The organism is Listeria valentina (assembly GCF_011800755.1).
GTDB classification, from domain to species: domain Bacteria; phylum Bacillota; class Bacilli; order Lactobacillales; family Listeriaceae; genus Listeria; species Listeria valentina.
Genome location: NZ_JAATJW010000004.1, coordinates 68,273 through 93,459, shown reverse-complemented (window position 1 = coordinate 93,459; position 25,187 = coordinate 68,273). Strand labels below are relative to the sequence as shown.

Annotated in this window: 16 protein-coding genes; 6 read left to right on the top strand and 10 right to left on the bottom strand. The window is 40.9% G+C overall.

What is annotated here, in order from left to right:
- Positions 1-271: 271 nt before the first annotated feature.
- From ygjK to HCK02_RS02145, 3 genes are all read right to left on the bottom strand, one after another.
- Positions 272-2,641, bottom strand: coding sequence for an alpha-glucosidase (ygjK, locus tag HCK02_RS02155; protein WP_246215507.1), 2,370 nt, complete (start codon positions 2,639-2,641; stop codon positions 272-274).
- Positions 2,642-2,812: 171 nt separating this feature from the next.
- On the bottom strand, positions 2,813-4,540 hold the full coding sequence (locus HCK02_RS02150; RefSeq protein WP_167628505.1) for a pyruvate oxidase: 1,728 nt from the start codon (positions 4,538-4,540) through the stop codon (positions 2,813-2,815).
- Positions 4,541-4,661: 121 nt separating this feature from the next.
- Positions 4,662-6,380 carry an ABC transporter ATP-binding protein gene (locus HCK02_RS02145; protein WP_167628504.1) on the bottom strand — a complete coding sequence of 573 codons (1,719 nt, stop codon included), beginning with the start codon at positions 6,378-6,380 and terminating at the stop codon, positions 4,662-4,664.
- Between the two features lie 133 nt (positions 6,381-6,513).
- On the opposite strand from HCK02_RS02145, the gene psiE reads away from it, so the two are divergent.
- Complete coding sequence (psiE, locus tag HCK02_RS02140) at positions 6,514-6,924, top strand: phosphate-starvation-inducible protein PsiE (RefSeq protein WP_167628503.1); 411 nt, start codon at positions 6,514-6,516, stop codon at positions 6,922-6,924.
- Between the two features lie 170 nt (positions 6,925-7,094).
- On the top strand, positions 7,095-9,053 hold the full coding sequence (locus tag HCK02_RS02135; RefSeq protein ID WP_167628502.1) for a fructose-1,6-bisphosphatase: 1,959 nt from the start codon (positions 7,095-7,097) through the stop codon (positions 9,051-9,053).
- 256 nt (positions 9,054-9,309) lie between these two features.
- Here HCK02_RS02135 and HCK02_RS02130 read toward each other — a convergent pair whose 3' ends face one another.
- The 3 genes from HCK02_RS02130 to HCK02_RS02120 form a co-directional block, all read right to left on the bottom strand.
- The gene (locus HCK02_RS02130; protein WP_246215506.1) at positions 9,310-11,652 is read right to left on the bottom strand and encodes a cation-translocating P-type ATPase; all 2,343 of its coding nucleotides are present in this window, start codon (positions 11,650-11,652) and stop codon (positions 9,310-9,312) included.
- 155 nt (positions 11,653-11,807) lie between these two features.
- Complete coding sequence (gene nifJ, locus HCK02_RS02125) at positions 11,808-15,542, bottom strand: pyruvate:ferredoxin (flavodoxin) oxidoreductase (RefSeq protein WP_167628500.1); 3,735 nt, start codon at positions 15,540-15,542, stop codon at positions 11,808-11,810.
- A gap of 136 nt (positions 15,543-15,678) precedes the next feature.
- Complete coding sequence (locus HCK02_RS02120; RefSeq protein ID WP_167628499.1) at positions 15,679-16,725, bottom strand: alpha/beta hydrolase; 1,047 nt, start codon at positions 16,723-16,725, stop codon at positions 15,679-15,681.
- A 361-nt stretch (positions 16,726-17,086) separates the two neighbouring features.
- Here HCK02_RS02120 and HCK02_RS02115 point away from each other — a divergent pair, with 361 nt between their 5' ends.
- The 3 genes from HCK02_RS02115 to HCK02_RS02105 all read left to right on the top strand — a co-directional run bounded on the left by HCK02_RS02115 (position 17,087) and on the right by HCK02_RS02105 (position 18,794).
- The gene (locus HCK02_RS02115) at positions 17,087-17,968 is read left to right on the top strand and encodes an SDR family oxidoreductase (RefSeq protein ID WP_167628498.1); all 882 of its coding nucleotides are present in this window, start codon (positions 17,087-17,089) and stop codon (positions 17,966-17,968) included.
- 38 nt (positions 17,969-18,006) lie between these two features.
- On the top strand, positions 18,007-18,192 hold the full coding sequence (locus HCK02_RS02110; RefSeq protein WP_167628497.1) for a DUF2188 domain-containing protein: 186 nt from the start codon (positions 18,007-18,009) through the stop codon (positions 18,190-18,192).
- A gap of 89 nt (positions 18,193-18,281) precedes the next feature.
- Positions 18,282-18,794 carry a type 1 glutamine amidotransferase domain-containing protein gene (locus HCK02_RS02105; protein WP_167628496.1) on the top strand — a complete coding sequence of 171 codons (513 nt, stop codon included), beginning with the start codon at positions 18,282-18,284 and terminating at the stop codon, positions 18,792-18,794.
- 31 nt (positions 18,795-18,825) lie between these two features.
- Here the strand turns inward: HCK02_RS02105 and HCK02_RS02100 are convergent, their stop codons facing one another.
- The 4 genes from HCK02_RS02100 to HCK02_RS02085 all read right to left on the bottom strand — a co-directional run bounded on the left by HCK02_RS02100 (position 18,826) and on the right by HCK02_RS02085 (position 22,119).
- Positions 18,826-19,755: a nitronate monooxygenase gene (locus tag HCK02_RS02100; protein ID WP_167628495.1), complete on the bottom strand. Its 930-nt coding sequence runs from the start codon at positions 19,753-19,755 to the stop codon at positions 18,826-18,828.
- A gap of 121 nt (positions 19,756-19,876) precedes the next feature.
- Positions 19,877-20,419 carry an HD domain-containing protein gene (locus HCK02_RS02095; protein WP_167628494.1) on the bottom strand — a complete coding sequence of 181 codons (543 nt, stop codon included), beginning with the start codon at positions 20,417-20,419 and terminating at the stop codon, positions 19,877-19,879.
- 32 nt (positions 20,420-20,451) lie between these two features.
- Positions 20,452-21,405 carry an NAD(P)-dependent oxidoreductase gene (locus HCK02_RS02090; RefSeq protein WP_167628493.1) on the bottom strand — a complete coding sequence of 318 codons (954 nt, stop codon included), beginning with the start codon at positions 21,403-21,405 and terminating at the stop codon, positions 20,452-20,454.
- Between the two features lie 12 nt (positions 21,406-21,417).
- Positions 21,418-22,119, bottom strand: a complete 702-nt coding sequence (locus HCK02_RS02085) for a carbonic anhydrase family protein (protein WP_167628492.1) — start codon at positions 22,117-22,119, stop codon at positions 21,418-21,420.
- Positions 22,120-22,470: 351 nt separating this feature from the next.
- Between HCK02_RS02085 and HCK02_RS02080 the strand changes: the two genes are divergently transcribed.
- Positions 22,471-25,137 (top strand): leucine-rich repeat domain-containing protein, encoded by a 2,667-nt coding sequence (locus tag HCK02_RS02080; RefSeq protein WP_167628491.1) that lies wholly within the window; start codon positions 22,471-22,473, stop codon positions 25,135-25,137.
- Positions 25,138-25,187: the final 50 nt, after the last annotated feature.

The following is a 25,187-nucleotide window of genomic DNA, read 5'->3' as shown; positions in this document are numbered from 1 at the left end:
AAAAAAATAGTATTTTTTACTAAAAAACTATAACATAACAGATTCTTGAGACACGCCACTTTTATAAATTTCTGATTTCCCTTTTTGGCAAAACTATGATTGCGAGTATCCAAGCGATTAATTATTTGTAAAAAAATGAATAACGCAGACAAATCCCCCATTAAATTTTTATCTTTTGAATCTGTTTATCAATTCCAGTATTGAAATGCTTTGTATATCTTTACCATAAAAAAAGCGTAACGAGCGCTAAAACCTCGTTACGCTTTTCCATTTATTTAAATTCTGTTTGACTAGTTGTTTTATCATCTAATAATGTATGTTGATACATTAAATAGTACGCCGCTGCGGACCAACTGAAATTACTAGTATGAAGCCCTTCACCCGTAAGCGGATCATAGTTTTCATGAATTGGTTCATTTCCCATTAATCCCTCTGTTTGGTTAAATAACTTTTTAGTCATGAATGTAGCTTCTGCGTGATAGCCGTAATTTTGCAGCGCTTCTACGCCGAATAATGCTTGGTCTAGCCAAACTGGTCCACGCCAGTATTTCGTCGCATTAAATTTTTTATTATCTTTTGATGCCGTTGGGAATGGAACTTGCGTATTAAATTTGGCTTGGCTCATCATATTATTTCTAACTTCTTTTGCACGGTCCTTAGAAGCTAGATTGGCCCAAAGTGGTAGCCAGCCTTCTGTTCCTTTACCACGGTTTACTAGCAATTTTGGTTTCTTATCTTTTGATGAAATTTGCAAGTCATAATAGTAACCCGTTTTTTCATCATACATGTTATCTTCCACGTACTCTTTGACTTTCTTCGCTTCTTTCTTGTACTTCTTGGCGGCTTTTCCTTTATCTAATTCTTTCGCCATTGAAGCTAAAAAGCCTTTTTCCGCGTAAAGATACGCATTTAAATCCACAGATTCTTGGTTGATGGAGTACCCTACTAATTTGTTGTTCTTATCTTTATTTTCAAGAACAAGAACACCCGGATCGTCTTTTCCAACTCCGTCTTTATCAAATCGCGTCGCATTGTCCATTCCACTTTCCCACGCCGCTGCTTCGATAACGGCTTCGTCATCTAGTTTAGGTTTCCCATCGCTTCCTTTAATGATTTGATCATCGTCATCTTTTTGCCAGTTTGCATCACTAATCATGCTACCATATTCTGCAATGCCATTTTGATTATGATCTCGGTTTTTATACCACCATTCGTGGTACTTCACAAGTTTCGGATACATTTCTTTTAAGAAGTCCTTATCTTTCGTTTGACTGTAAATGTTCCAAACTGCCCAAGCAGATAGTGGCGGCTTCGAATTTCGCTCATTCCAGTTTCCACCAACTCCGCCACGTTCTGGTGTTGGATTATAAAATATGGCATCAATAATCGCACCTTCGTCTTGTGGAATCACTTTATCATTTTCTTTGATTTGATAATCAAACAAAGCACGTACGTTGTTTTTCGCAAGTTCCGGATTAAAGTTCGTCACCGCCACAGCTTCTTTCCATGAATCCCAAGCCCAAAGTCCGATAAACCACTTATAGGACATCGATGGAACGATGCCGTCATGTTTGATTGCCCCTGCAGGACTGCGCCAATTCGTTGTTAAAGTTTCTATTGTCTTCACCGCAGCATTTTTGTATTCAGGATGACTTTTTTGTTTTTTATTAGCGAAAGTCTGATCGAGATAACCTTGCCAACGTTGCTTATTTTCTTTAAAATGTTGATTTGCTTCTTTTACAAAACCTTCATGTTTTTCTTTTTCAAGTTGAAACTCTTTATTTGTAAACGTATAACTTTCAGTCAAATTAGTTTCAAATTGTTTTCCAGGTGCAATTTTCACGGCTTCTTTTAACTGTGAAGTATACGCATCGCCTGCAACTGTTGTTTGAACAGGTTTATCATGGCGAATGGCAAATTTTGTTTCTTTCGTTGAGAAGAATGCCCAAGTTTCTTCAATGTCCGAGAAATTCACTTCAACACCGTCATTCGTTCCTGTTAGCGTTTGATTTAAAGGAAGTTTTGTTTCTCCATCATCGAGTTGATTGAGCAATTTCCCTTTCCAAGTTACCGCTAATTCTAGCGGTTTATCTGTGTTATTCTCAATTCTTGTTTGAATGAGCGCCGTTCTCTCACTTACGAAAATCAAACGCAATTCAAGCGTCAAATCCTCTAATTCATAACTTTGTACAAGTTGACCAGGATAATAAGCAAAATCAGTGCTTGCTTCGCTTAGCGAATAAGCTTCATTCGTTTTATGATTCGTAATTTGAATTTGATCAAATGTTGACGCTAAGTTAGCCGGATATTCCTGTCCCAAAATCACCGGACCTGCAAAACCACCAAATAGTTCTGGCGCACTTTTAGCTGGTAAATAGTAACCATGCCACGCACCTAAATCTGCAAAATTCGTAAATTTATTAGTTTGGTAATTTCCATAAATTTGTGCAGTTGGCTTAGCCGCAATATCAAGTATATTCTTGAAATCCTTGATTTTTGGTTTTGGTTCAGCTTGCTCTAATTTTTCTGTTTCTTTCTGACTTGCGGCATCTCCATTTTTCACCGAAAAACCGATAGCCACAAAAATAATAATGATAGCAACAATTACTGCAGCTCCCCAGTAAATACCTTTCTTCTTCAATCTACTTTCCTCCCTCTTCTTGCTATCGCAATGATAACGCTTTCATATTTTAACAGTTTTTATTATATTAAACTTCTGACGAAAACACCAGTCGAACATTTTCATTTTAAAATAATCAACAAAAAAACCCCTAAGAAGTGCTGTCTCTTCTTAAGGGGACATATTTAAATTTTATAAAAAGCGACGCAAAATCGTTTTTAATGGAGGCATTTTAGCCAAATGATGTTCTTCAAGCAATTCGCCACTTTCAAAAGTCAAGTAACCCTTCGCTTCATCCCAGACGATTTTCCCAGGAAGTGGAGCCGCATTTGGATCAACACGTACATCAATCAAAACTGGAAGTTGATCTTCTTTAGCTGTTACAAGTGCTGTTTCAAGTTCCGCACGTGTTTCCACGTGATAACCTTTACCACCACAAGATTTCGCAAAAGTAGCGTAGTCAATATTAGGCAAATCAATCGCATAATTCAACTCACCAGCAGATTGTTGTTCATATTTAATAAACGAAAGCTCTTGATTATTTAGCAAAACAACAATCATCGGCATTTGATAATGAACAGCTGTAACGAAATCTTGCATCACCATTGAAAAGCCACCATCTCCAGTGATTGCGATCGTCTGACATTCTGGAAAGGCACGTTTAGCCGCTATGGCACCAGGCAATGCACAACCCATCGTACCAAGCCAAGCGGAGGTTAGAAACTGATTTTGCTGTCCGAGATGCAGATAACGTGTACTCCAAACCGTTGAAGTTCCAACATCAATTGAAAAAATCGTATCTGGTTGAGCAATTTTACGAATTTCCGCCATTACCACTTCTGGAGCAAGTGGTTCTCCCGTTTTCGCTTCATCTTCCGCCATCCATTTATTCCAATTTTCCATATTATGCTGAACCGCTTTTAAAAATGGTCGTCCAGAAACCGTTTCTTCTGCTTCATTCCACTTCGCAAGCACTTCTTTCATATCTCCTACGATTTCAACCGTAGCCGGATAGCGTTTGCTCATGATGCTCGGATTAATATCCACCTGAATACACGAAATCGAATGTTTGGGTAAATAATCTACATAAGGATAATCATTTCCAAGCATTAGTAATAAATCTGCTTCCTGCATCGCTTCATAAGCCGGTTTTGTGCCGATTTTCCCGATATTCCCCAAGTAGTTTGGATGTTCATCGGAAATGACGCCTCTTCCGCGCAGCGTCACGATCACAGGAATATCATACGCCTCAGAAAAGCGCTCTAATTCTTCCTTAGCGCCAAGTGTTCCCGCTCCTGCAAGAATCACAGGTTTTTTTGACTGCCCGATCAGCTTTTTCGCCTGCTCGATTTTTGCTTCATCAATTTGCGGGCGAACCGGATGGTACTCACGCTTTTCAAGCGTTTTAGCTTTGACTTGTTTAGCCAAAATATCATTTGGAATCGTCAGTACTGCGACACCTTTTTCTCGGTAAGCCGTTTCAATCGCTTGATCGACTACTTCCGCAATATTATCTGCTGATTCAATCAATTTATTATACACAGCAACATCTTCAAATAAAGTTGGCAAATCGACTTCTTGGAAAAATTTCGTATTGGCGACACCCGTCACTACTTGCCCCGCTAGAACGAGCATCGGAACTCGGTCCATCTTAGCATCATACATCCCATTCAATAAATGAATAGCTCCAGGACCACCAATTGCAAGGGCCACACCGATTTTCCCTGTCAATTTGGCATAAGCAGAAGCGGCAAGCGTCGCGACTTCTTCATGCCGAACATGGATAAAATCAATGGCTTCCTTTTCCTTCCGGAGTGCTTCGACAACCGTATCAATCGAATCTCCCGGCAACCCATAAACATGATCCACATCCCAATTTTCAAGTACCTTAACTAATACATCACTGCCTCTAGTTTTCATTTCAACTGTCCTTTCTGGTTATCTAAATTCTGCCTCTCTTAATCAGTTTCCGAAAATGGTCTATTCCAAACCTAAAAAGTAAAAAAAGCTCATTAAAAATGAACTTTTTTACTTATTTTCATCAATCGAATCCAAATTGAGCTTCATAAAGCCGCCTATACACGCCGTCACGCTGCATTAATTCCGCATGGCTTCCTTGTTCACTAATCCCTGCTTTTGTGACCACAACAATTCGGTCGGCATGTTTGATCGTCGCCAATCGGTGCGCAATAATCAGTGTCGTTCGTCCCGCCGCAAGCTTATCCAGAGACGCTTGAATAATTCGTTCCGTTTCCGTATCAAGCGCAGACGTTGCTTCATCTAAAATTAAAATCGGCGGGTTCTTAAGAAACATCCGAGCAATCGCAAGCCGCTGTTTTTGGCCTCCAGAAAGTTTGACGCCCCGTTCACCAATTACCGTATCAAGCCCCGCTTCCATCGCACTAACCACTTCTTCTAAATTCGAAAGGCGCAAGACTTCCCAAATTTCTTCGTCCGTTGCATCTAATTTACCGTAAGCCACATTTTCACGGACAGTTCCTGAAAAGAGAAAAACATCTTGTTGCACAACACCAATCTGTTCCCGCAAAGACTGCAGCGTAAAGCTTTCAATGTTTTCCCCATCCACTTGAATTTCGCCTTCTGTTGGTTCATAAAAACGCGGAAGCAAATTGCAAAGCGTTGTTTTCCCAGCGCCGCTTGTCCCAACAAAAGCCACTGTTTCACCAGCTTGAATAGAAAGCGAAATATCCGCTAAAACTGGATGCGCCTTGTCGTAGCTGAATGACACGTGCTCGTAAACAATTTCGCCTTTAAAAGCTGGCGCTTCTTTGGCATCTGTTCGGTCAAAAATCATTGGCTTCGTGTCGATAATTTCTAGAAAACGTTTAAAGCCTGCAAAACCTTTTGGATAGCTTTCGATAACTGCATTAATTTTTTCAATAGGGCGGATAAAAACATTTGTCAGCAGGATAAAACCAACAAATTGTCCGTAACTGATTTCGCCGCGAATAGTATAATATGAACCAAATAAAAGCGCGAACAATGTAATTAAACGCATTAACAAATAGTTAAATGAAAAGCTTAACCCCATGACTTTGTAAAATTGCAATTTAGATTTCCGGTACATTCCATTTAAGCCCGCAAAACGGCTTCTTTCATGCTCCTCGTTGGCAAAAGCCTGAACCACGCGCACCCCACTTACGGCATTTTCAACGCCCGCATTAAATTCAGCTAAATCGCGAAAAATCCGCGCATTCACTTTCGTCATTTTTTTATTGAAAAATACAATGATAACCGTCAAAATCGGCACAAGAATAAAAGTGGCAATTGCAAGCTTCACATGGATCGTAAGCATTAAGAAGAAAGCACCAAACAGCGACATGATGGAAATGAAAATATCTTCTGGTCCGTGGTGTGCCACTTCGCCGATTTCAAACAAATCCGTTGTCATACGCGAAATCAATTTCCCTGTTTTTTGATTGTCATAAAACCCAAAAGGCTGTCTTTGCAGTTGCGCAAACAAATCACGACGCATATCAGTTTCAATGTTTAATCCAAGCATGTGACCAAAATAGGTCACGATATATTGCATCCATGTATTGACCAAATAGAAAAATAACAAGGCTAGAGCAGCCGTTACAATAAGTCCCCAATCTTTCCCGGGCAAAAGTTTATCAATCACCGCATTAACAGCGACTGGAAACGCGAGCTCAAGCAAAGCTGCAAAAACGGCACAGCCAAAATCAAGTGCAAATAGTTTTTTATATGGTGAATAATAACTAAAAAATCGTTTTATCATTGGAACGCTCCCTTTTTTCATTGAAACACCATTATAATATAAATCGATTTTATCTGCAGACTTCTTTTTTTCTTGACGGAACAAAGTAACGCCGATTAGACTGAAAGTAGTCACACTTTAAGGGGGAATTTTATTGAAGTTACTGAATACGTTAACGCGGATCGTCCCTTTGTTTCTCCAATTCATTTTAAACATTGGGCTAATCTTGGTCGGCTTAACACTTGTTGCCTTTTTAATTCGCGAAGCTTACATGATTTTTAACAATCTGTTCATCTCAGATACCACTACTTCTTTTTACGATATGACCGAAGATATTTTGATTTTCTTTCTCTACTTTGAATTTATCGCCTTAATTATCAAATATTTCCAGTCTGGTTATCACTTTCCACTGCGCTATTTCATCTATATTGGGATTACCGCGATCGTACGTTTAATTATCGTCGATCACACAGATGCGCTCGCAACACTTATTCTTTCAGGTGCAATATTACTTCTTGTTATCGCCTTGTATCTTGCTAATACCAAATTATTAAAACGCGAATAAAAGAGTTAAAAGGAGCAGAAAGACTTTTCGAGGTCTTAACGAACGCTCCTTCTTTTTTGTATAGACCAATTTATTTTTAAAAATCTTATTTTATTGATATAAAGCTTTTTATACGTTATAATATCTCCAGATGTAAACAATACCAATTACTTTCTGGGGGTTGATGAAGTTTGGATCAAAATGAACTGAAATATTTGCGCTTGCTTGCAAGGAATTATCCAACAATCGCGAAAACAGCGACGGAAATTACAAATTTAGAAGCGATTTTAAATCTTCCAAAAGGAACGGAGCATTTTCTAAGTGACATCCACGGGGAATATAGCGCTTTTGAACAAGTCTTGCGCAATGGGTCAGGCGTTGTTAAACGTAAAATCCGTGATTGCTTTAGCGAAGAAATGAGTGATGGTGAAATCAATACCTTAGCAACGCTCGTTTATTATCCTGAGCAAAAAATTGATTTATTGCTTGAAGAAGTGACAGATCCGTGCGCCTTTTACAAAGATACCTTATTTCGACTCGTGGAACTTTGCCAGTATGTTTCGTCCAAATATACTCGGTCCAAGGTGCGCAAAGCGATGCCGGAGGATTTTGCTTACATATTAGAAGAGTTGCTTCATGAAAACTACAACGAAGACGATAAAAAACTCTATTATGAAGAAATTCTAGAAAGTATTATCGAACTTGACCGGGCGAAGGAGTTCATTGCGGCATTGTCCAAATTGATTCAGCGACTCGTTGTTGATCACTTACATGTTGTCGGCGACGTTTATGACAGAGGACCTTATCCTGATAAAATCATGGATACGCTGATGAATTATCATTCGCTTGATTTTCAGTGGGGTAACCATGATATGCTTTGGATGGGGGCAGCGGCTGGATCTGAAGTTTGCCTAGCAAATGTCGTCCGCATCTCGGCACGCTATTTAAATTTAGATATTTTAGAGGATAGCTACGGGATTTCGCTGCGTCCACTTGCCCTTTTTGCGGATGCTATCTACGGCGATGATCCTTGTGAATTTTTTCAACCAAAAAATGAAGAAGGCTTGGAATATAGCAACGCCGAGATCACCCAAATTGCGCGGATGCATAAAGCTATTTCGATCATCCAATTTAAGCTTGAAGGCCCCATCATTGATCGCCATCCAGAGTTTGCGATGGAGGGTTGTAAAGTGCTTGACTTCATCGATTATGAGCGAGGCGAAATCAATTTGAAAGGCAAAACTTATCCCCTTCTTGACCAAAATTTCCCGACGATTGATCCGAAAAATCCTTACGCGCTCACGAAGGAGGAAGCAGAAATCATCCAAAAACTCGTGGCTTCTTTTAAAAATTGCGAACGGTTGCAAAAACACATTTTATTTTTGTATTCCAAGGGAAGCATGTTTTTGACTTACAACGGCAATTTGCTATATCACGGCTGCATTCCGCTCAACCCGGACGGAAGTTTTATGGAGCTTGAACTTCACGGCAAAAAATACGCCGGAAAAGATTTATTCGTTCAGTTCGAGCAAATCGCCAGAGAGGGTTATTTTCAAAATGCAGGAACGAAGGAGAAAGAATATGCACTTGATGTGACTTGGTATTTGTGGACGGGGCCTGTCTCATCTTTGTTCGGTAAAAGTGAAATGACAACGTTTGAGCGTTATTTCGTGGCTGACAAAGCGACCCATCATGAAGAAAAAAATCCTTATTATAAAATGCGGAACGAGCCAGAAACATGTGATAGGATCTTGAAAGAATTCGGATTAGAAACTTGCGGACATATTATAAATGGTCATACGCCTGTTAAAGAAGGAAAAGGAGAAAGCCCGATTAAGGCAAATGGAAAGATGCTTGTTATTGATGGCGGCTTCTCTCCTGCTTATCACAAAACAACGGGACTTGCCGGTTATACGCTACTCTTTAATAGTTACGGGCTTCAACTAGCGAGCCATCAGCCGTTTACATCGACCGAAGAAGCAATCAAAAATGAAACGGATATCTTATCTACGCGTCAAGTGATCGAAATGGAAATTGAACGGAAGCGTGTACGTGATACAGATAACGGGCAGGAACTCGTGCGCCAAGCAGAAGAATTGAAGCAACTTTTGAATGCTTATCGCAAAGGTTACCTAAATGAGCACAGATAAATGTAAAATTGTCATAAAAAATTCACAAATTGTGTAACATTAGTATTCATGCCAATTCGGGGGATTTTTCCAAAAAAAAGCCCAGAAATTCAGATGCAACTTTTTGGAAATCCGTTATAATAGTAGATGTAGTTAGTCATTTCTCATTCTCGTGAAAAGATTATCTATATACAAATCCCCGTCGCCTAGGATTCCCACAGATCTTAGGCCACAGAAAAAAGCACTCGGGCGCTTGCGTCCGAGTGCTTTTTTCGTTTTATTTTACAAACCGAAGCATAATTGCCCGGATGAAGTGGAAAAATGGATAGACACTCAAAATGAGTGGTACATAAATCATAATCATGTTGACATTGAGCAGTGAAGCTAAGTTGAAAATGGAACCTGCAAATAAGAACAACATGACAAAAGCCGTCATTAAAAGTGTGATCAAAACTTTAATTTTAAAATCAAAAGGTTTAGCCACAGCAATTAATGTTGTGAAACAAACGGTTCCTGTCAGCAACACGCTTAAAGTCGAGGTTTGCGCAAAACTTAGTTTCGTCAAGCCACCGAGCGCGTTAATCACAAGCACGTAAGTCACAACACAGAGCGCAGCTGGCAAGGCATTATGAAGCACTTTCTTCAAAAATTCTCCTTGAATTCGTTTGTAGTTCGGTTTAATCGCAAGGAAGAAAGATGGAATCCCAACAGTCAGTGAAGAAATCGGACTAAGCTGGATCGGCTGAAACGGATAGCGACTCGATAGAAACGTATAAATCACCGTCAAAATGACCGAATAAATCGTTTTGATTAAATAAAGTGATGCAACTCGTTCGATGTTGTTAATCACACGGCGCCCTTCTTTTAGCACACTAATCATCGAATCAAAGTTATTATTGATCAAAACAAAATCCGCTACGCTTTTTGAGGCATCGCTTCCCTCTGCCATCGCAATACTACAGTTGGATTCTTTTAACGCGAGCACGTCATTGACACCGTCTCCCGTCATGGCAACGGTATGCCCTTCCGCCTGAAAAGCTTGCACTAAATGCTTTTTCTGATGCGGAGTTACTCGACCGAAAACGACGTAATTTTGTACGAGTTGCCCATAATCTGGATTTTTTCCAACTTGGCTCATGTCTATGTAGCGATCGCTGCCGTCGATTTCAGCCTGAAGCGCAACATTGGATACGGTAGCAGGATTATCCCCCGAAATGACACGGATCGAAACACCTTGTTCTTTGAAGTAGTGAAATGTATCTTTCGCTTCTTCACGTAATTCATCTGTGATTAACACTAGGCCAACAAGTTCGAGTGTATGTTCGGAATCTTCAAGTGCCCCTTTTTTCTTAGCCAAAGACAGTACGCGGTAGCCGGACTTAGCAAATTCATCAATTTGTTGTCTTTTTTCTGCTGGTAAAGTTTCGAAGACAAATTCTGGCGCGCCAATGATGTATGTACCACGATTTCCAAAAGAAGCCCCACTCCACTTTTTATCCGAAGAAAATGGAAAATGAGCGGTTGCTTCCCAACCCGGGTTCTCTGTAAAACTCCGTTCAAGCGCAAGGCTTGTCGAGTTTTTGTCTTGTAAAGTATAAATGATCGCCGAAATGCCTTCTTCCACATCTGCCTGCGTAAAGCCTTTTTCAGGCAAAATTTCTGAAACTTTCAAATTACCACTTGTGATCGTCCCCGTCTTGTCGAGGCAAAGAACATCTACGCGCGCAAGTGTTTCGATTGCTGGCATCGTTTTAACCAGCACTTTTTGACGTGCTAAATTGACAACTCCAACCGCAAGTGCGATCGAAGTTAAAAGAACAAGACCTTCTGGAATCATCCCAATCATGGCAGCTGCAGTCCCTAAAATGGCAGCATTAATATCTGCAGACTGTGAGAGTTGCGAGAAAAATAAAATCACGCCGAGCGGTACGATTACAAAGGTTAGTACGCGAATAATCATTTTAATTGCGCGCAACAATTCACTGTAAGCCGTTTTTTCTTGTTTCACTTCAAGAGAAAGCTTGGAAACAAAGCTGTCCGCTCCAATCGCTGTTGCTTGAACGTGCGCGGCTCCACTTAAAATAAAGCTGCCTGAAAACACGTCATCGCCTTGCTTTTTAATGACCGCATCTGCTTCACCCGTAAGCTGCGATTCATCGACTTCAAGCCCTGTCGTCTCTAAAACAATGCCATCCGCATAAGCCTGATCCCCGCGTCGAACTAGCATGACATCATCCAAAACTAGCTCTTCTTGCTCGATTTCAATTTCCCTTCCTTCGCGGATAACTCGCACCTTACCTTCTGTTAAAATCGTCAGCTTATCAACTTGACGCTTAGCGCGGATTTCCTGAAAAATCCCCATTGCCGTATTGCAAAGCGCAACGCCAAGGAACAATAGATTTTTATAACTTCCTGTGTAAATAATAAAACAAGCGATCGTAAAATTAATTAAATTAAAAAGCGTTAACGTATTATCAGCAAAAATCCGCTGAATACTTCTCGTAAGCGGCTTTAAAGCATGATTTTTCAAACCAAGACGGTCTCGTTCGTCTACTTCCTTCTGGGTAAGACCAAGATATGGATTTAGTCCTTCAAGCGGTTTTCGTTTATTCTCTTCCAAATCCATGCACTTCCTTTAGTATGTGTATACCCTTTTAATATAAAAATAGCAGATTCTCCCGCAGTAATCTAACTTTTTTGCTCGCAAATTCAAAATCTTTTTGGCAAGAAACAAAAAGCCCCCCTTGAATCCAAAAACTCAAGAAGGGCTTCCCTTTATTCATTTTCCTTTTCATTTAAACGTGCTTGTTTTCGCTCCATCCGAGCTTTGCGACGCGCTTCGCGCTCCGGATCCTCCGAACGCTCGCGTTTCCGTTTCTCACGCTCGAGTTTGCGCTGTTCCTTCTCCGCTTCGCTCAGTTTCGGTTTTGTAGCCTCTTCTTTACTACCTTCATTCCCATCTGGAAGAATTTTAGCAAGATCGAGTCCTGCCATCATCGCATAGCGTTTGAAGCGACGCAAAGCATCCTCACGTGTCCCATCCGAAATCGCCTGAGCAACTTCCGGGTTCGACTTATAAAGTGCTGAAAAGCGTGTTTCGCGCTTTAAAAACTCATGGAACAAACTGAAATCTGGTTTTTTGAAATCCATCACCATCGGATTTTTACCTTTAGCTAATAGTTCTGGATTATAACGATATAGATTCCAATAACCGCATTCAACTGCCTTTTCCGTCTCCGAAAGCATCGTCTTCATTCCAGCAGAAATCCCATGCGCGATACAAGGCGTATAAGCAATAATCAAAGAAGGTCCCGGGAATTTTTCAGCTTCCTCAAATGCCTTGATCATTTGCTTTTTATTCGCGCCCATCGCCACTTGCGCCACATAAACATTCCCGTAGCTCATCGCCATGAAGCCAAGATCCTTTTTACCCATCCGTTTTCCAGAAGCCGCAAATTTCGCAATCGCAGCCATCGGTGTCGCCTTCGAAGACTGACCGCCCGTATTGGAATACACTTCATTATCCATCACGAGCATATTGACATCTTCACCGCTTGCAAGCACATGGTCAATACCGCCAAAACCAATGTCATATGCCCAGCCATCGCCGCCAATCATCCACTGCGACCGCTTAATAAACAAATCGCGCTTGTCGTAAAGAGCTCGAAGTCGGCTATTTCCACTCATTTCTGCAAGAAGAGCCAGCTGAAGATCCTCTGCGCGTTCACGTGTCCCTTCACCAATTAAGAAGTTTTCGCGCCACTCATTAAGCGTGTGACGCAAGTTCTCAGAGATCTCTTCTTCAAGCAGAATCGCTTCTATTTCCTTCAAAAGCCCTGCTCGCATCGTTTGGTTGGCGAGATACATTCCAAAACCATATTCCGCATTGTCTTCCAGAAGCGAGTTGGACCAAGCAGGACCATGCCCATCGCTATTCGTCGTATAAGGCGTTGCTGGCGCAGAAGCTCCCCAAATGGAAGAACATCCCGTTGCGTTAGCAATCATCATCCGATCTCCAAATAGTTGCGTCAAAAGCTTCACGTAAGGCGTTTCCCCACAGCCCGCACAAGCCCCTGAAAATTCAAGTAGTGGCTGTTCAAATTGACTTCCCGGAAGCGTATTTTTCTTGCCCGGATTTTTCTTAGGAGAAACCGATTTGGCAAAATCCCAGTTCTCACTTTCGCGCTCTGCAATTTCATCAAAAGGCTTCATTACAAGCGCCTTATCTTTTGCCGGACAAACGTGCGCACAAAGGTTACAGCCCGTACAATCCATTGGTGAAACTTGAATCCGGTAGGAAACGTCTTTACCTCGCATTTCTCGAGTCGAAAAACTTGCCGGTGCACTTGCTTCTTCTGTTTCATTTACAAGCACTGGTCGAATTGCTGCATGCGGACAAACAAAGGCGCACTCATTACACATCGTGCAGTTCTCAGAGATCCATTCCGGTACTTCAAGCGCAATCCCACGTTTTTCATAAGCAGCAGTTCCTTGCGGGTAGCTACCATCTCCCATTCCATTTTCAATCAACGTTCCAACTGACAAGGAATCTCCTTTTAGAGCATTCATCGGCTCAAGAATTTGTTCGATATAGCGTGGTTTATCTGACGCATTTGCTGTAGAAGACGCAGGCGCCACTTCTATATTTCGCCAAGCATCTGGAACTTCCACTTTTTTCAAATACGCTAGCGTTTGATCCATCGCTTTGATATTTTTTTCCGCCACGCGCATATCTTTTTTACCATAAGTTCGGATAGCTGATTCTTTCAGTTCTTCAAACGCTAAATCAAAATCCATCACGCCAGAAAGTTTGAAAAAGGCTGTCTGCATGACGGTGTTGATCCGTCTGCCAAGATCTGCTTCTGACGCAATTTTAATCGCATTAATCGTATAAAACTGAATATCATTTTCTGCTAGATAACGTTTCATTTGGGCTGGCAAATGACGCTCTAGTTGCTCGCCTTGCCAAACGGTATTAAGCAGAAAAGTACCGCCTTTTTTTAAACCATCTAACAAATCATAGCTATTTACATAAGCCGCAGTCGAACAAGAAACAAAGTCTGGTTCATGAACTAAATAAGCCGAACGAATTCGATTTTTACCAAAACGCAAATGAGAAACGGTTAGCCCGCCAGATTTCTTAGAATCATAGGAAAAATAACCTTGCACATTGAGATCCGTTTTATCGCCGACAATTTTAATGGCTGCTTTATTGGAACCGACTGTCCCGTCCGAGCCAAAACCATAAAATTTGCACTGAAAAGTATCCTTACTTGTTAAATCTTTCCGACCAACGTCTGGAATGGAAAGGTTCGTCACATCATCTACGATTCCAATCGTGAAGCGAGCTTTCGGATTTTCACTGCTTAGGTGCGAATAAACGCCCAGTATCTGGTCTGGTGTCACATCTTTTGAACCTAAGCCATAACGTCCTCCGATAATTCGTTCCGGTCGATTTTCTGCGTGATAAAGTGCACTTTCCACATCAAGAAGTAGCGGCTCACCGCCTGCCCCAGGCTCTTTTGTTCGATCTAGCACCGCTAAGCGCTTAACCGTTGCAGGCATTTTTTCAAGCAATACATCAGCTGGGAACGGCCTGTACAATCGAATATTTAAAAGCCCCACCTTGCGATTTTCCAAAAGAAGTGAATCAATCACTTGTTCAATCACAGGTGTAACAGAGCCCATCGCAACAATAATATCCGTTGCATCTTCTGCTCCGTAGTAGTTAACCAAATCATAATCTGTCCCGCGTCGCTTGTTGATCTCGTTCATTTCCTCACGTACAATTCCAGGGAATGCCTCGTAGTAACCATTTACCGTTTCCCGCTGTTGGAAGAAAATATCCGGGTTTTGACTCGAGCCAGAAGTCGTTGGATTGTTCGGCGTCATCGCACGTGCTCGAAAGCGTTCAAGTGCCTTCTCATCCAGCATTTCTCGCAGTTCGTCATACTCCAAAACCTCAATTTTCTGCAGTTCATGACTCGTTCTAAAGCCGTCAAAAAAGTTAATGAACGGTAAGCTCCCTCTGAGAGAAGCCAGATGCGCAACCGCCGAAAGATCCATCACTTCCTGAACCGAACCCTCCGCAAGCATAGCAAAACCCGTTTGTCTCGCTGCCATCACATCGCTATGATCTCCAAAAATATTGAGTGCCGCCGCTGCAACCGTACGAGCTGATACGTGAAAAACGGTGGGGAAAAGCTCTCCGGCAATTTTGTACATGTTGGGAATCATTAAAAGCAAGCCTTGCGAAGCCGTATAAGTGCTTGTCAGTGCTCCAGCTTTGAGCGAACCGTGCACCGTCCCAGCGGCCCCTGCTTCTGATTGCATTTCCACAACTTTTACCGTTTCACCAAACAAATTTTTCTTTCCAGCTGCTGACCATTCATCAACCAGTTCTGCCATCGTCGAAGATGGCGTAATTGGATAGATCGATGCAACTTCCGTAAACGCATAAGAAATATGTGCGGCTGCCGCATTTCCATCCATTGTTTTCCGTTTTCGCATTCTTTGCACTTCCAGTCTTCCTAAAGTTTGTGTAAAACCTATTCCCACTTATTTTACACCAGTTCAATTAAACTCTCAATCTGATTTTTTGATCGACATAAAAACAGCGCAACCCTGATGGATTACGCTGTTTTGTTTATTCTTCTTCTAAAAATTCGCTGATTAGTTCAAACGTTTCATCCGCTGCTTTTGATTCCGTTTTAAGGAAACCGTGGAGCGTGCCATCTAAGCGTTTTGCATAGACAGGAACGGAAGCGTCTTTCAATTTCTTCGCATAAGCCTCTCCTTGATCGCGAACTGGATCAATTTCAGCTGTTGCAATAAACGCTTTTGGAAGACCACTTAAATCTTTGCTACGGATAGGCGCAACAAGTGGATCGTATTTCCGATCAGAAGCATTTTTTAGATATAGTTTAAAGTATTTATCGAGCGATTCTTTCGTAAGCACGTATCCTTCCGCAAATTGATCCATAGATGGATAGAGAACTGAAGCATCTCGACTGAAAATGTCTGTTGTCGGATAAAGTAAAATTTGCTTGCTAATTTTGGGTCCATTTTTAGCTTTAGCCATTTGAGCAATGACAGCCGCAATATTACCACCAGACGAGTCACCAGCAACAATAAGTGAAGTTCCTTTATTGCGTAGGCTCGTTTTGTGCGACTCTGCCCATAGTAGCACCGTGTAAGCATCTTCAATCGCTGCTGGGAATGGGTTTTCTGGAGCCAGTCTATAATCAACAGCGACAACCCGCGCTCCTGTCGTTTGTACAAGTTTTCGAGCAACTCCATCATGCGACTGAAGACCACCTGTTACAAAGCCACCGCCATGGAAATAAAGGATAATATCATAAGGTCCTTCTTCTTTTGGCGTATAAATTCGAAGTGGAATTTTCCCACCCGGCCCGTCAATTTTTTTATCTTCTGTTGCACCAATTTCAATATTTTTCGCAGAAGGGGTTGCTTTTTCCTTTAAGCGAATATATTTATAACGAGAATCAACATCAGAAAGTGGAGCCGTATTTTTCAGATAGTTTTGTGTAGCTTCGTCTTTCAAGTTTTCCAATACGGATGGATCATACTCGCGTTTCCCAACCGCTTTCTTATAGATAAAGAAAACAACAAGAAGCGGAAGCAAAACAACACTGAAGACTAAAATAAACACCCATTTAAATACGTTTTTCAATTGTGCTCAACTCCTTTTAAGTTCACTTGCTAACTTTAGTATATCAGTTTTCAAGAATTAGACCAAATAGGAACCTTTCAGAATTTCCAACTCAAATAACTACTGATAATCCACACTTTTTATAGGCATTAAAAATAAAATCAACGGGTATAGTACTTACAAATTGGATTGGAGAGTGATAGAAAAAAACAAGCATCCAAGCAAACATTCAAAATGACGTATCGGACTATTTTATGGCGGACGACGGGCCTTTTTCAGCTTGAGTAACAAGACCCTTGAAAAAAACTTAGCAACTTCGCAAGCATTCATTTTAAAATCACATTTTGAAGATTTGACGCTAAAAAAACAGGAGGTATTTTGAATGAACGATAAAAAAACAAGGAATCAATACTATAGTGGAAAATTTGAAAAGCAATTACAAAAATATCCAGGGTTACAAAGCAAAATGACCCCCATTCCAGATACAGGTGAAAAAACGTATCAAGGAAATGACAAACTCCTTCATAAAAAAGCGCTAGTAACAGGCGGAGACTCCGGAATCGGTCGCGCGGCTGCTATCGCTTATGCAAGAGAAGGGGCAGATATTGCGATCAGCTATCATCCTGATGAGGAACAAGATGCACAGGAAGTAAAAACTATTGTTGAAAAAGCGGGTCGTTCATGCATTTTACTACCAGGAGATTTGCGTGAAGAAGGCTTTGCGAAAAAAATGGTAAAACGTGCAGTTGAAGCTCTAGGCGGCTTAGATATCTTGGTGCTAAACGCAGGGATCCAACAATATCAATTCGACATTCAAAACTTAACTTCTAAGCAACTGCGTGATACATTTGAGGTCAATGTATTTTCCGTTGTATATGCGATTCAAGAAGCCCTTCAATATTTAGATGAAGGTGATAGCATTATTTTAACTTCATCTATTCAAGGTGTGAAACCAAGCGCTCATTTAGTTGATTACGCAATGACAAAAAGCTGTTTAATCTCACTTACAAAAAGCTTAGCGGCACAATTAGGCAGCAAAGGCATCCGAATTAATGCTGTAGCGCCCGGTCCAATATGGACAGCCCTCCAAATTTCTGGTGGACAACCTCAAGACAGTATCCCTGAGTTTGGACAGAAACAACCACTAAAACGCGCAGGACAACCAGCTGAGCTAGCAAGTGTTTATGTCTTACTTGCATCTGATGAGGCCAGTTACATTACAGGGCAAGTATACGGAGTAACAGGCGGGGCACCCATCAATTAACCGTAAAGCGATAAAGATCGAAATCGAGGTGAAAAACCATGCCGTGGACTAAAAATAACTATCCTAATTCATGGAAAAATTTAAACGAAGAAGAACGAAAAAAAGCCATTGAAATCGGAAACGCTTTATTAAAAGAAGGCTATCCAGAAAAGCGAGCCATTCCCATCGCTACGGCAAAAGCAGAAGAATGGAATAAAAATCACAAAAAACAAGCAAAATCATAAAAAAAGTTTCATTTTTCGAGATGCCGTTTAAATTCAATATGATGTGGGAATATGGTACGAAGTCCTATATCAAAGGAGAGGATTAGTTTATGCCAAAAAAAATTGCCACTTTGCTAACGAATTTCTTTGAAGATGTCGAGTTCACAAACCCCACAGAAGCTTTTCAAAAGGCGGGTCACGAAGTCATCACGATTGAAAAAAAAGCCGGTAACCAAGTCACCGGTAAGCAAGGCGAAGCCACTGTGAAAATTGATAAAGGAATCGATGATGTAAAGCCAAGCGACTTTGATGCTTTATTTATCCCGGGTGGTTTTTCACCTGATCAGTTGCGTGCCGATGACCGCTTTGTGAATTTTGTCGACTATTTTATAGAGAACGACAAACCTATTTTAGCGATTTGCCACGGACCACAACTTTTGATACAAACGGATAAGCTAAAAGGCAGAACAGTCACTGGCTTTTCCTCCATTCGCCCGGATTTAAAAAATGCTGGAGCCACTGTGAAAAATGAAGAAGTAGTCGTTGACCGGAATCTTGTAACAAGTAGAACGCCAGACGATTTACCTGCTTTTGACCGTGAATCGCTGAAACTACTACAATAGAAAAAAGTCTGGGAGCCCATCCCAGACTTTTTTATGTAAGCGAAATTGAATCCAGTGTTTCCTGAGCTTCTTTCATCATTTCCTCGATAATTTCCTTGCAAGGCTTTATTTCTTTTACTAACCCAGCAATTTGCCCCGCCATCACCGAACCGTTTTCAGTATCACCTTCCAGCACAGCTTTGCGAAGTGAGCCAAGTGTCAAGGCTTCCAGTTCGTCGTGACTAACGTGCTCCGCTTCAAGTCGCAAATATTCCTTGATCATTTTATTTTTGATAGAGCGAACTGGAGAACCGGCGCTGCGCCCTGTCACCGTTGTATCTCTATCCCCAGCTTTTAGCACTGCTTCCTTAAAACGTGGGTGCGTAGGACACTCTTTTGAAGCAAGAAAGCGAGTTCCAGCTTGTACACCTGATGCTCCTAAGGCGAACGCCGCAACAAGCCCTCTCCCATCGCCAATTCCGCCCGCGCCAATAACTGGAATCTCAACAGCATCTCCAACTTGCGGCAAAAGGGCCATCGTCGTCGTTTCGCCAACATGACCACCCGCTTCCGTTCCTTCCACAATAACTGCATCAGCGCCAAGCTTTGCCATCTTCTTAGCAATCATAACTGAAGGGACAACCGGCATCACGGTAATTCCTGCTTCCTTCCAAACTGGCATAAAACTTTTCGGCGTACCAGCCCCAGTTGTGATGATCTTGACTTGTTCTTCCATCAAAACTTCCGTTAACTCATCAATATTACTCATCATCAACATTAAGTTAACGCCAAACGGCTTATCTGTTAATGCCTTTGTTTGCCGAATTTCAGTCCGTAAGTCTTCCCCAGTCATTCCACCAGAAGCGATAATACCAAGCCCACCGCCATTAGAAACAGCCGCAACAAGCGGTGCCTTAGCAATTTGAGCCATTGCTCCTTGGATAATTGGGTACTTGATTCCTAAAAGTTTCGTGATCGACATGTTGCTCCTCCTAATTGTTATTTTTTTCACATTATATCAAATAACCATCAGCGAAGTCTATATTCACTCTTAAGTCCAAGTAAGGTAGGCGGTTTAGTAAATTCATCTTAATTGCAGTCTATTAACGCCGAAAAACCGTATGAACAAGTCTTGCATAAGCTGTAAAAAAAGCTGGGATTTCTTCTTCAGAAAGCCCAGTTGTCATCGTATCTAAAACACCTGTATAATACCACTTTTGTTCATCATAACCCCGTTTAAAGTGATTCCAAACGCGGTTTCCTTCCATACTCATGGCGTAGCGAATGGAAGACAAATTATCCAACTTGTCCGCTACAATCAAAGCTTTAACTTCAAGACTTCCCTCTCGAACTGTTTCAATCGTATGAGCCTTCCGTTCTTCCCAACTTTTCGACTTATCTTCTGTATGCGCCATGACTAGGTTGGCAGTTTTTTCGCCAAATTCATTTGCGATATCCTCGCGTGTTACATCCGTATCTTCAACAACATCATGTAACAATCCAGCGACCACTACATATTCAGGAAATCCAGCAGCGCTTAAAATTCGAGCAACATTGAAGGGGTGGGAAAAATATTTTTCACCGGTAATTTTTCGTTTTTGACTTACATGTGCTTTTCTTGCAAATTCAAGTGCCTTTTCATACATATTAATCCCGCCTCTCCGTCGCTTATTTGCTTTCAGTATACAGAATGAAGAGGTGGGTCGCCAGCTAAAACAGCTTTTACATTTGCGACAGCCATATCCCCCATTTTTTCACGTGTTTCTACAGTGGCATTTCCAATGTGCGGCGTTAAGACCACATTTGCAAGTGTCCCTAGCCGCTCACTTACTTGCGGTTCAAATTCAAATACATCTAAAGCCGCTCCAGCAATTTCCTTCGCCTCTAGCGCTTCAATAAGCGCTGCTTCATCAACCACTTTTCCACGAGAAGCGTTTACTAGAAAAGCTGAGTTTTTCATTTGTTGGAAGGTTTCTCGTTGGAATAAATGATAGAGTTCTTCGCTATAAGCAGCATGAACCGAAATAACATCACTTTCCTTCAGCAATTCTTCCTGGGAAACAAATTGCGCGTTCCAATTTTGTGCAACTTCTTTTGGATGGTGTCCAGAATAAATGATCTTCATTCCAAAAGCAAAAGCGCGCTTGGCTACTGCTTGGCCAATTTTTCCAAGTCCGATAATGCCTATCGTTTTCCCGTGCAATTCCCGTCCTAAGAAAAACGTCGGCGCCCAACCCTTAAATTCTTCTGGATGCGTTCTTAGAAGCCGATCACCTTCTGAAATACGACGCATTACATCAAGTATTAAGCCAAAAGAAAGTTCTGCTGTGGATTCGGTGGAGACTTTTGGGGTGTTCGTCACAGCGATGCCTAATTCTTTTGCTTTTTGAACGTCAATGTTATCGAATCCAGCGCCTACATTAGCAACAATTTTTAAGTTTGGACTAGCCGCAAGCACATCACTCGTTACAGGAGCAGAAAGTGGACAAATGATAGCCTCTGCTTCTTTTGCTCCATGTTTCAGTTCCGCTTCAGAGATTTTTCCAGTACCCGACCAAAAAGTGGCACCCATTTGTTTCAATGCTTCTTCCGTTTTCCCCAGTAACTTTCCTGCTACAAAAATCTTTTGCATAGTTTTTCGCCTCTATTCGTGAAATTGAATGCTTCTGCCATTTAAAGGCTGTACCGGACGATTTGTTCCGCCAATCACTTTTTCGAGCGCTCGATGTGCAACGTGTCCAATCGTTTGCCTATTTTTCAAAACAACCCAACGAATGCCTTCGACAGTTGGGGGTGTTGTAAGCGACCCTTCATAAGTAAAATAAGCTTTTTCTTCAGGCAAGAAATCCGTAATATCAAGTGAAAGTTCACGTTCAATTGAAAAGTCTTTAAAAACTTCAGGAAAGACGCGACGTATATCAGTCATGTCAATCGATACGTTTGTTCCAACATCCATGAAAGCTCCTAATACTAGTTTTTCACCGCGCGTATTTTCATGTACAAAATGCCACTCAATAGGATAAGCTGTTGCATCTAACAAATGCTCGCTTGGAATGTGAGCGTGAAAAGCCACCAAACGATACGTTTCATTTTGGAAAACAAGCGTTTGATTCATTTCTTGTGGAAAAAAATGAACTGAGTTTTCAACTCGTTTTACTATATAAGGAATCCGTGAATAGTTTGTTTCAAGTGGTTTTCCCTCAAGCGGTTTAATATCTTCTGTCCGAATATCAATTGGTGATTGTTTCTTCCCAGATTGCGCAATCTCGAAGTCGGAACAAATTTGTCCCCAATGTTCAGGTCCTTTTTTTCCATCATAGGACCAATTAATTGAATATGCTGGCATATATGTAACCCCCATTACTTTTTTGCTCGTTTCATATTTTAACGCAAAACTTCTCCACATTTCAATTATTGCCACTCATTAAGCGTTTTTAAACCTCTTTTTATGCCCATTTTGGTAAACTTGTAAATTTACAATATTCATAAAATATTTTTCTTTTTCATCACACAAATTTCATTTTCTATCTTACTTCGCGCGACAAAGTACCATTCTTCCTCAAGCTTATTCTGATAGGATATTAACGTGAAGAGCTTTTTGAAAAACCATAAAATCGGGTGTCAAAGACTCATCTGAAAAAAATTCTATTTTATTAACATTTTTTACAAATTCATCTTTCATCAAAGGGGGAGCAACATGAAATATTTAAAAACAAAACTACTTGTTCTTGCAGGAGTTGGAGTTATTCTTGTCGCACTATCTTTTTTCATGACACCAAAACTTCAAGCAGCAGATACTCAAGTGGCAGATTTAAATTTAACAACTGAGGAAACCTCACTTTCAACAGATCAGTTTTTGCGGGTGACGATTCAAGACAAAAATCCGGCAGATACAAAAGTTATGCTACCAATAAACGGTAACCTTTCGTACCTTTCTGTAAGCGAAACGAATGCTGTCGTGACAAAAGATGAGCAAAATGGGCAGTTAATCATTGACTGGCCTAACACCAAAGAGAAAAAAGCTACTTTAACTTTTAAAATTCTACAACCCGGCAATTATTCTTTAACAGCCAAGACACTGAGAAATCAACAAGTCGTTCATTCAGCGCCACTCACAGTTAAAGCATCCGCGGGAAGTGCGAGTGACACTCTTTTTCCAAATAACCAAGAAGCACAAGTCCCTAAGCTAGAAAGCCGTTCAGTCCCCCTTGCCGGTGACGTTGTTCAACCTGCAGATTTTGATAACCAAAATTGGCTAATTAAAGAAGTGAATAATCAACTTTCCCCTAAAACAATTGGAACTAATTTGACTTTCACAGATTTAAAGAAAATCCAAACGATTAACCTTACTGATCCATATTTGCAATTAACAGGAACAATACCGGATGGGATCAAATATTTAACTAATTTAACAAACCTCACTTTATGGAATCAAAGATTATCTGGAACGATTCCTGAAAGTATTGGTGAGCTAAAAAATTTACAATCCTTATCACTTCGTACGATTGGAGTATCGGGTAACATTCCTGCAAGCATCTTTAATTTACCTAATATAAAAGAAATCCTCATAACTAGCAATAATATCACAGGACCAATTCCCTCTAATGTTGGTAATGCGACAACCTTAGAGCGACTTTATCTTAGTCAAAACAAATTAACCGGACCCATCCCGAGCTCGATTATCTCATTAAAAAATCTCAATTCACTTTATCTTCACCACAATCAACTAACTGGTCACATACCGGCTTCAATCTCTACCATAAAGGGACTTACGGGACTTAATGTGAGCTTCAATCATCTTACAGGACCTATTCCAAAATCCATCGTCACATTGGATCTTAGAGTATGTAACTTGTCTCATAATGCGTTGATTGGCCCTATTGATGACTTTGCTAACTATTTTGCAGCACAAACTAAAAAATATGGGGATTTAGCTTTTAGCTTGAGTGACAATGAACTAAGTGTTATTAATCCCGAAATCTTGCCCCTTCTTAAAAGTGATAATCCACCGAATTTGCAACCACTTGCAAATAATTTATTCCATGTTGATTATCCAAACAATACTAAGGTTTACGAACTTTCACTTTTTAATGACTATATGACTGTCGCATCTGGTTACTCTACTGTTCCAGCACAGCCTGGAACAAAACTTTATCTCTTTTCTCTAACGGCACCACAATCCCTCAAAATTGGAGAGATAAATAAATTTGGGGCAGATCCAGTAATTAGACCAAGACTTTCAAAAGAACACCGTTATACAATTTGGGATTCAGATGGCAAATTGATTTATGATGGTTTACCTGATGACAATTTCGCAATCACCGTACCAGATCATCCTGCTGCTTATACGGTTCAAATTGATAATCCGAATCCGCCTTCTAAGGCTAGCATCAACGATCCAGATATTCTTGGTTATTCGATTGCCGGATTCCGATTAGATTTTCAAACACTTACTTCTTTTAAATCAGCGAATCCAGAAAACGTTGATCCCAAAACCGATACTATCAAAGGGGAAGTCGGTGACACCTTCACATTGGAAGCCGACATTGAAGGAAAAGGCGCTCCATTTTATCCAGGTATCACGGCTTATAACTATCCTAAATTCCAAGACTATTTCGAAGTGTTTTATGCATCATTCACATTATCACCTGAACTAAAGGGAAAACTAGCGATCGATCCCAAATCTTTCAAGCTTAATGGTGATGATGTCTCAAACACTGTTTCCCCCATAGAAAATGGCTACGAAGTTCATATGCCAGGCGGTAACTCACCTGCTTTACAGGGATTGAACCAGCCAGTTAAATTAAGTTTTAATGTATCTACTATCTCGCCTGTATCACTAGAAGAAGGAAAAAACGGGATTCAAACCGCTTTAACACTATCCGGAGGCTGGGACCCAGAAGTTTTTGAAAATAAATCCTCCGCCAATGTTGCGGTCAAACGGGGACTGCTACAATTTCATGATGTCCCAGCGACACTTGAATTTGATGGTGGAAAAGTTTCAAGTCAACCCGTTTCGATCAACCGAAAAGATCCAAATTGGCAAATTTCCGTTGAAGATTCACGTATTAAACCGAATAATTGGCAAGTGAAGGCAAAACTACTTGCTCCATTCACGAATCAGAAAAACCAAGTCTTGGCGAATAGCTTACTTTACAAAGAAAGCGGACAGCCCGACAAATTGATTAATACAACTGGGGATACGGTTGTCTTTTCTGGGAAAGGTGATGGACTAAATGATTATTATTCTGTTTCTTGGGCTAAAAACGAAGGACCCTTTATTCAAGTTCCCCCAGGTTTGGCTCGGGTAGGCAGCCCTTATGTCGGTCAAATCCAGTGGACACTTTCAGACGCGCCTGCCTAAAAACAACAAATGACTGCCTTTCCGATTTTATTTATAGTATAATGGAGCAA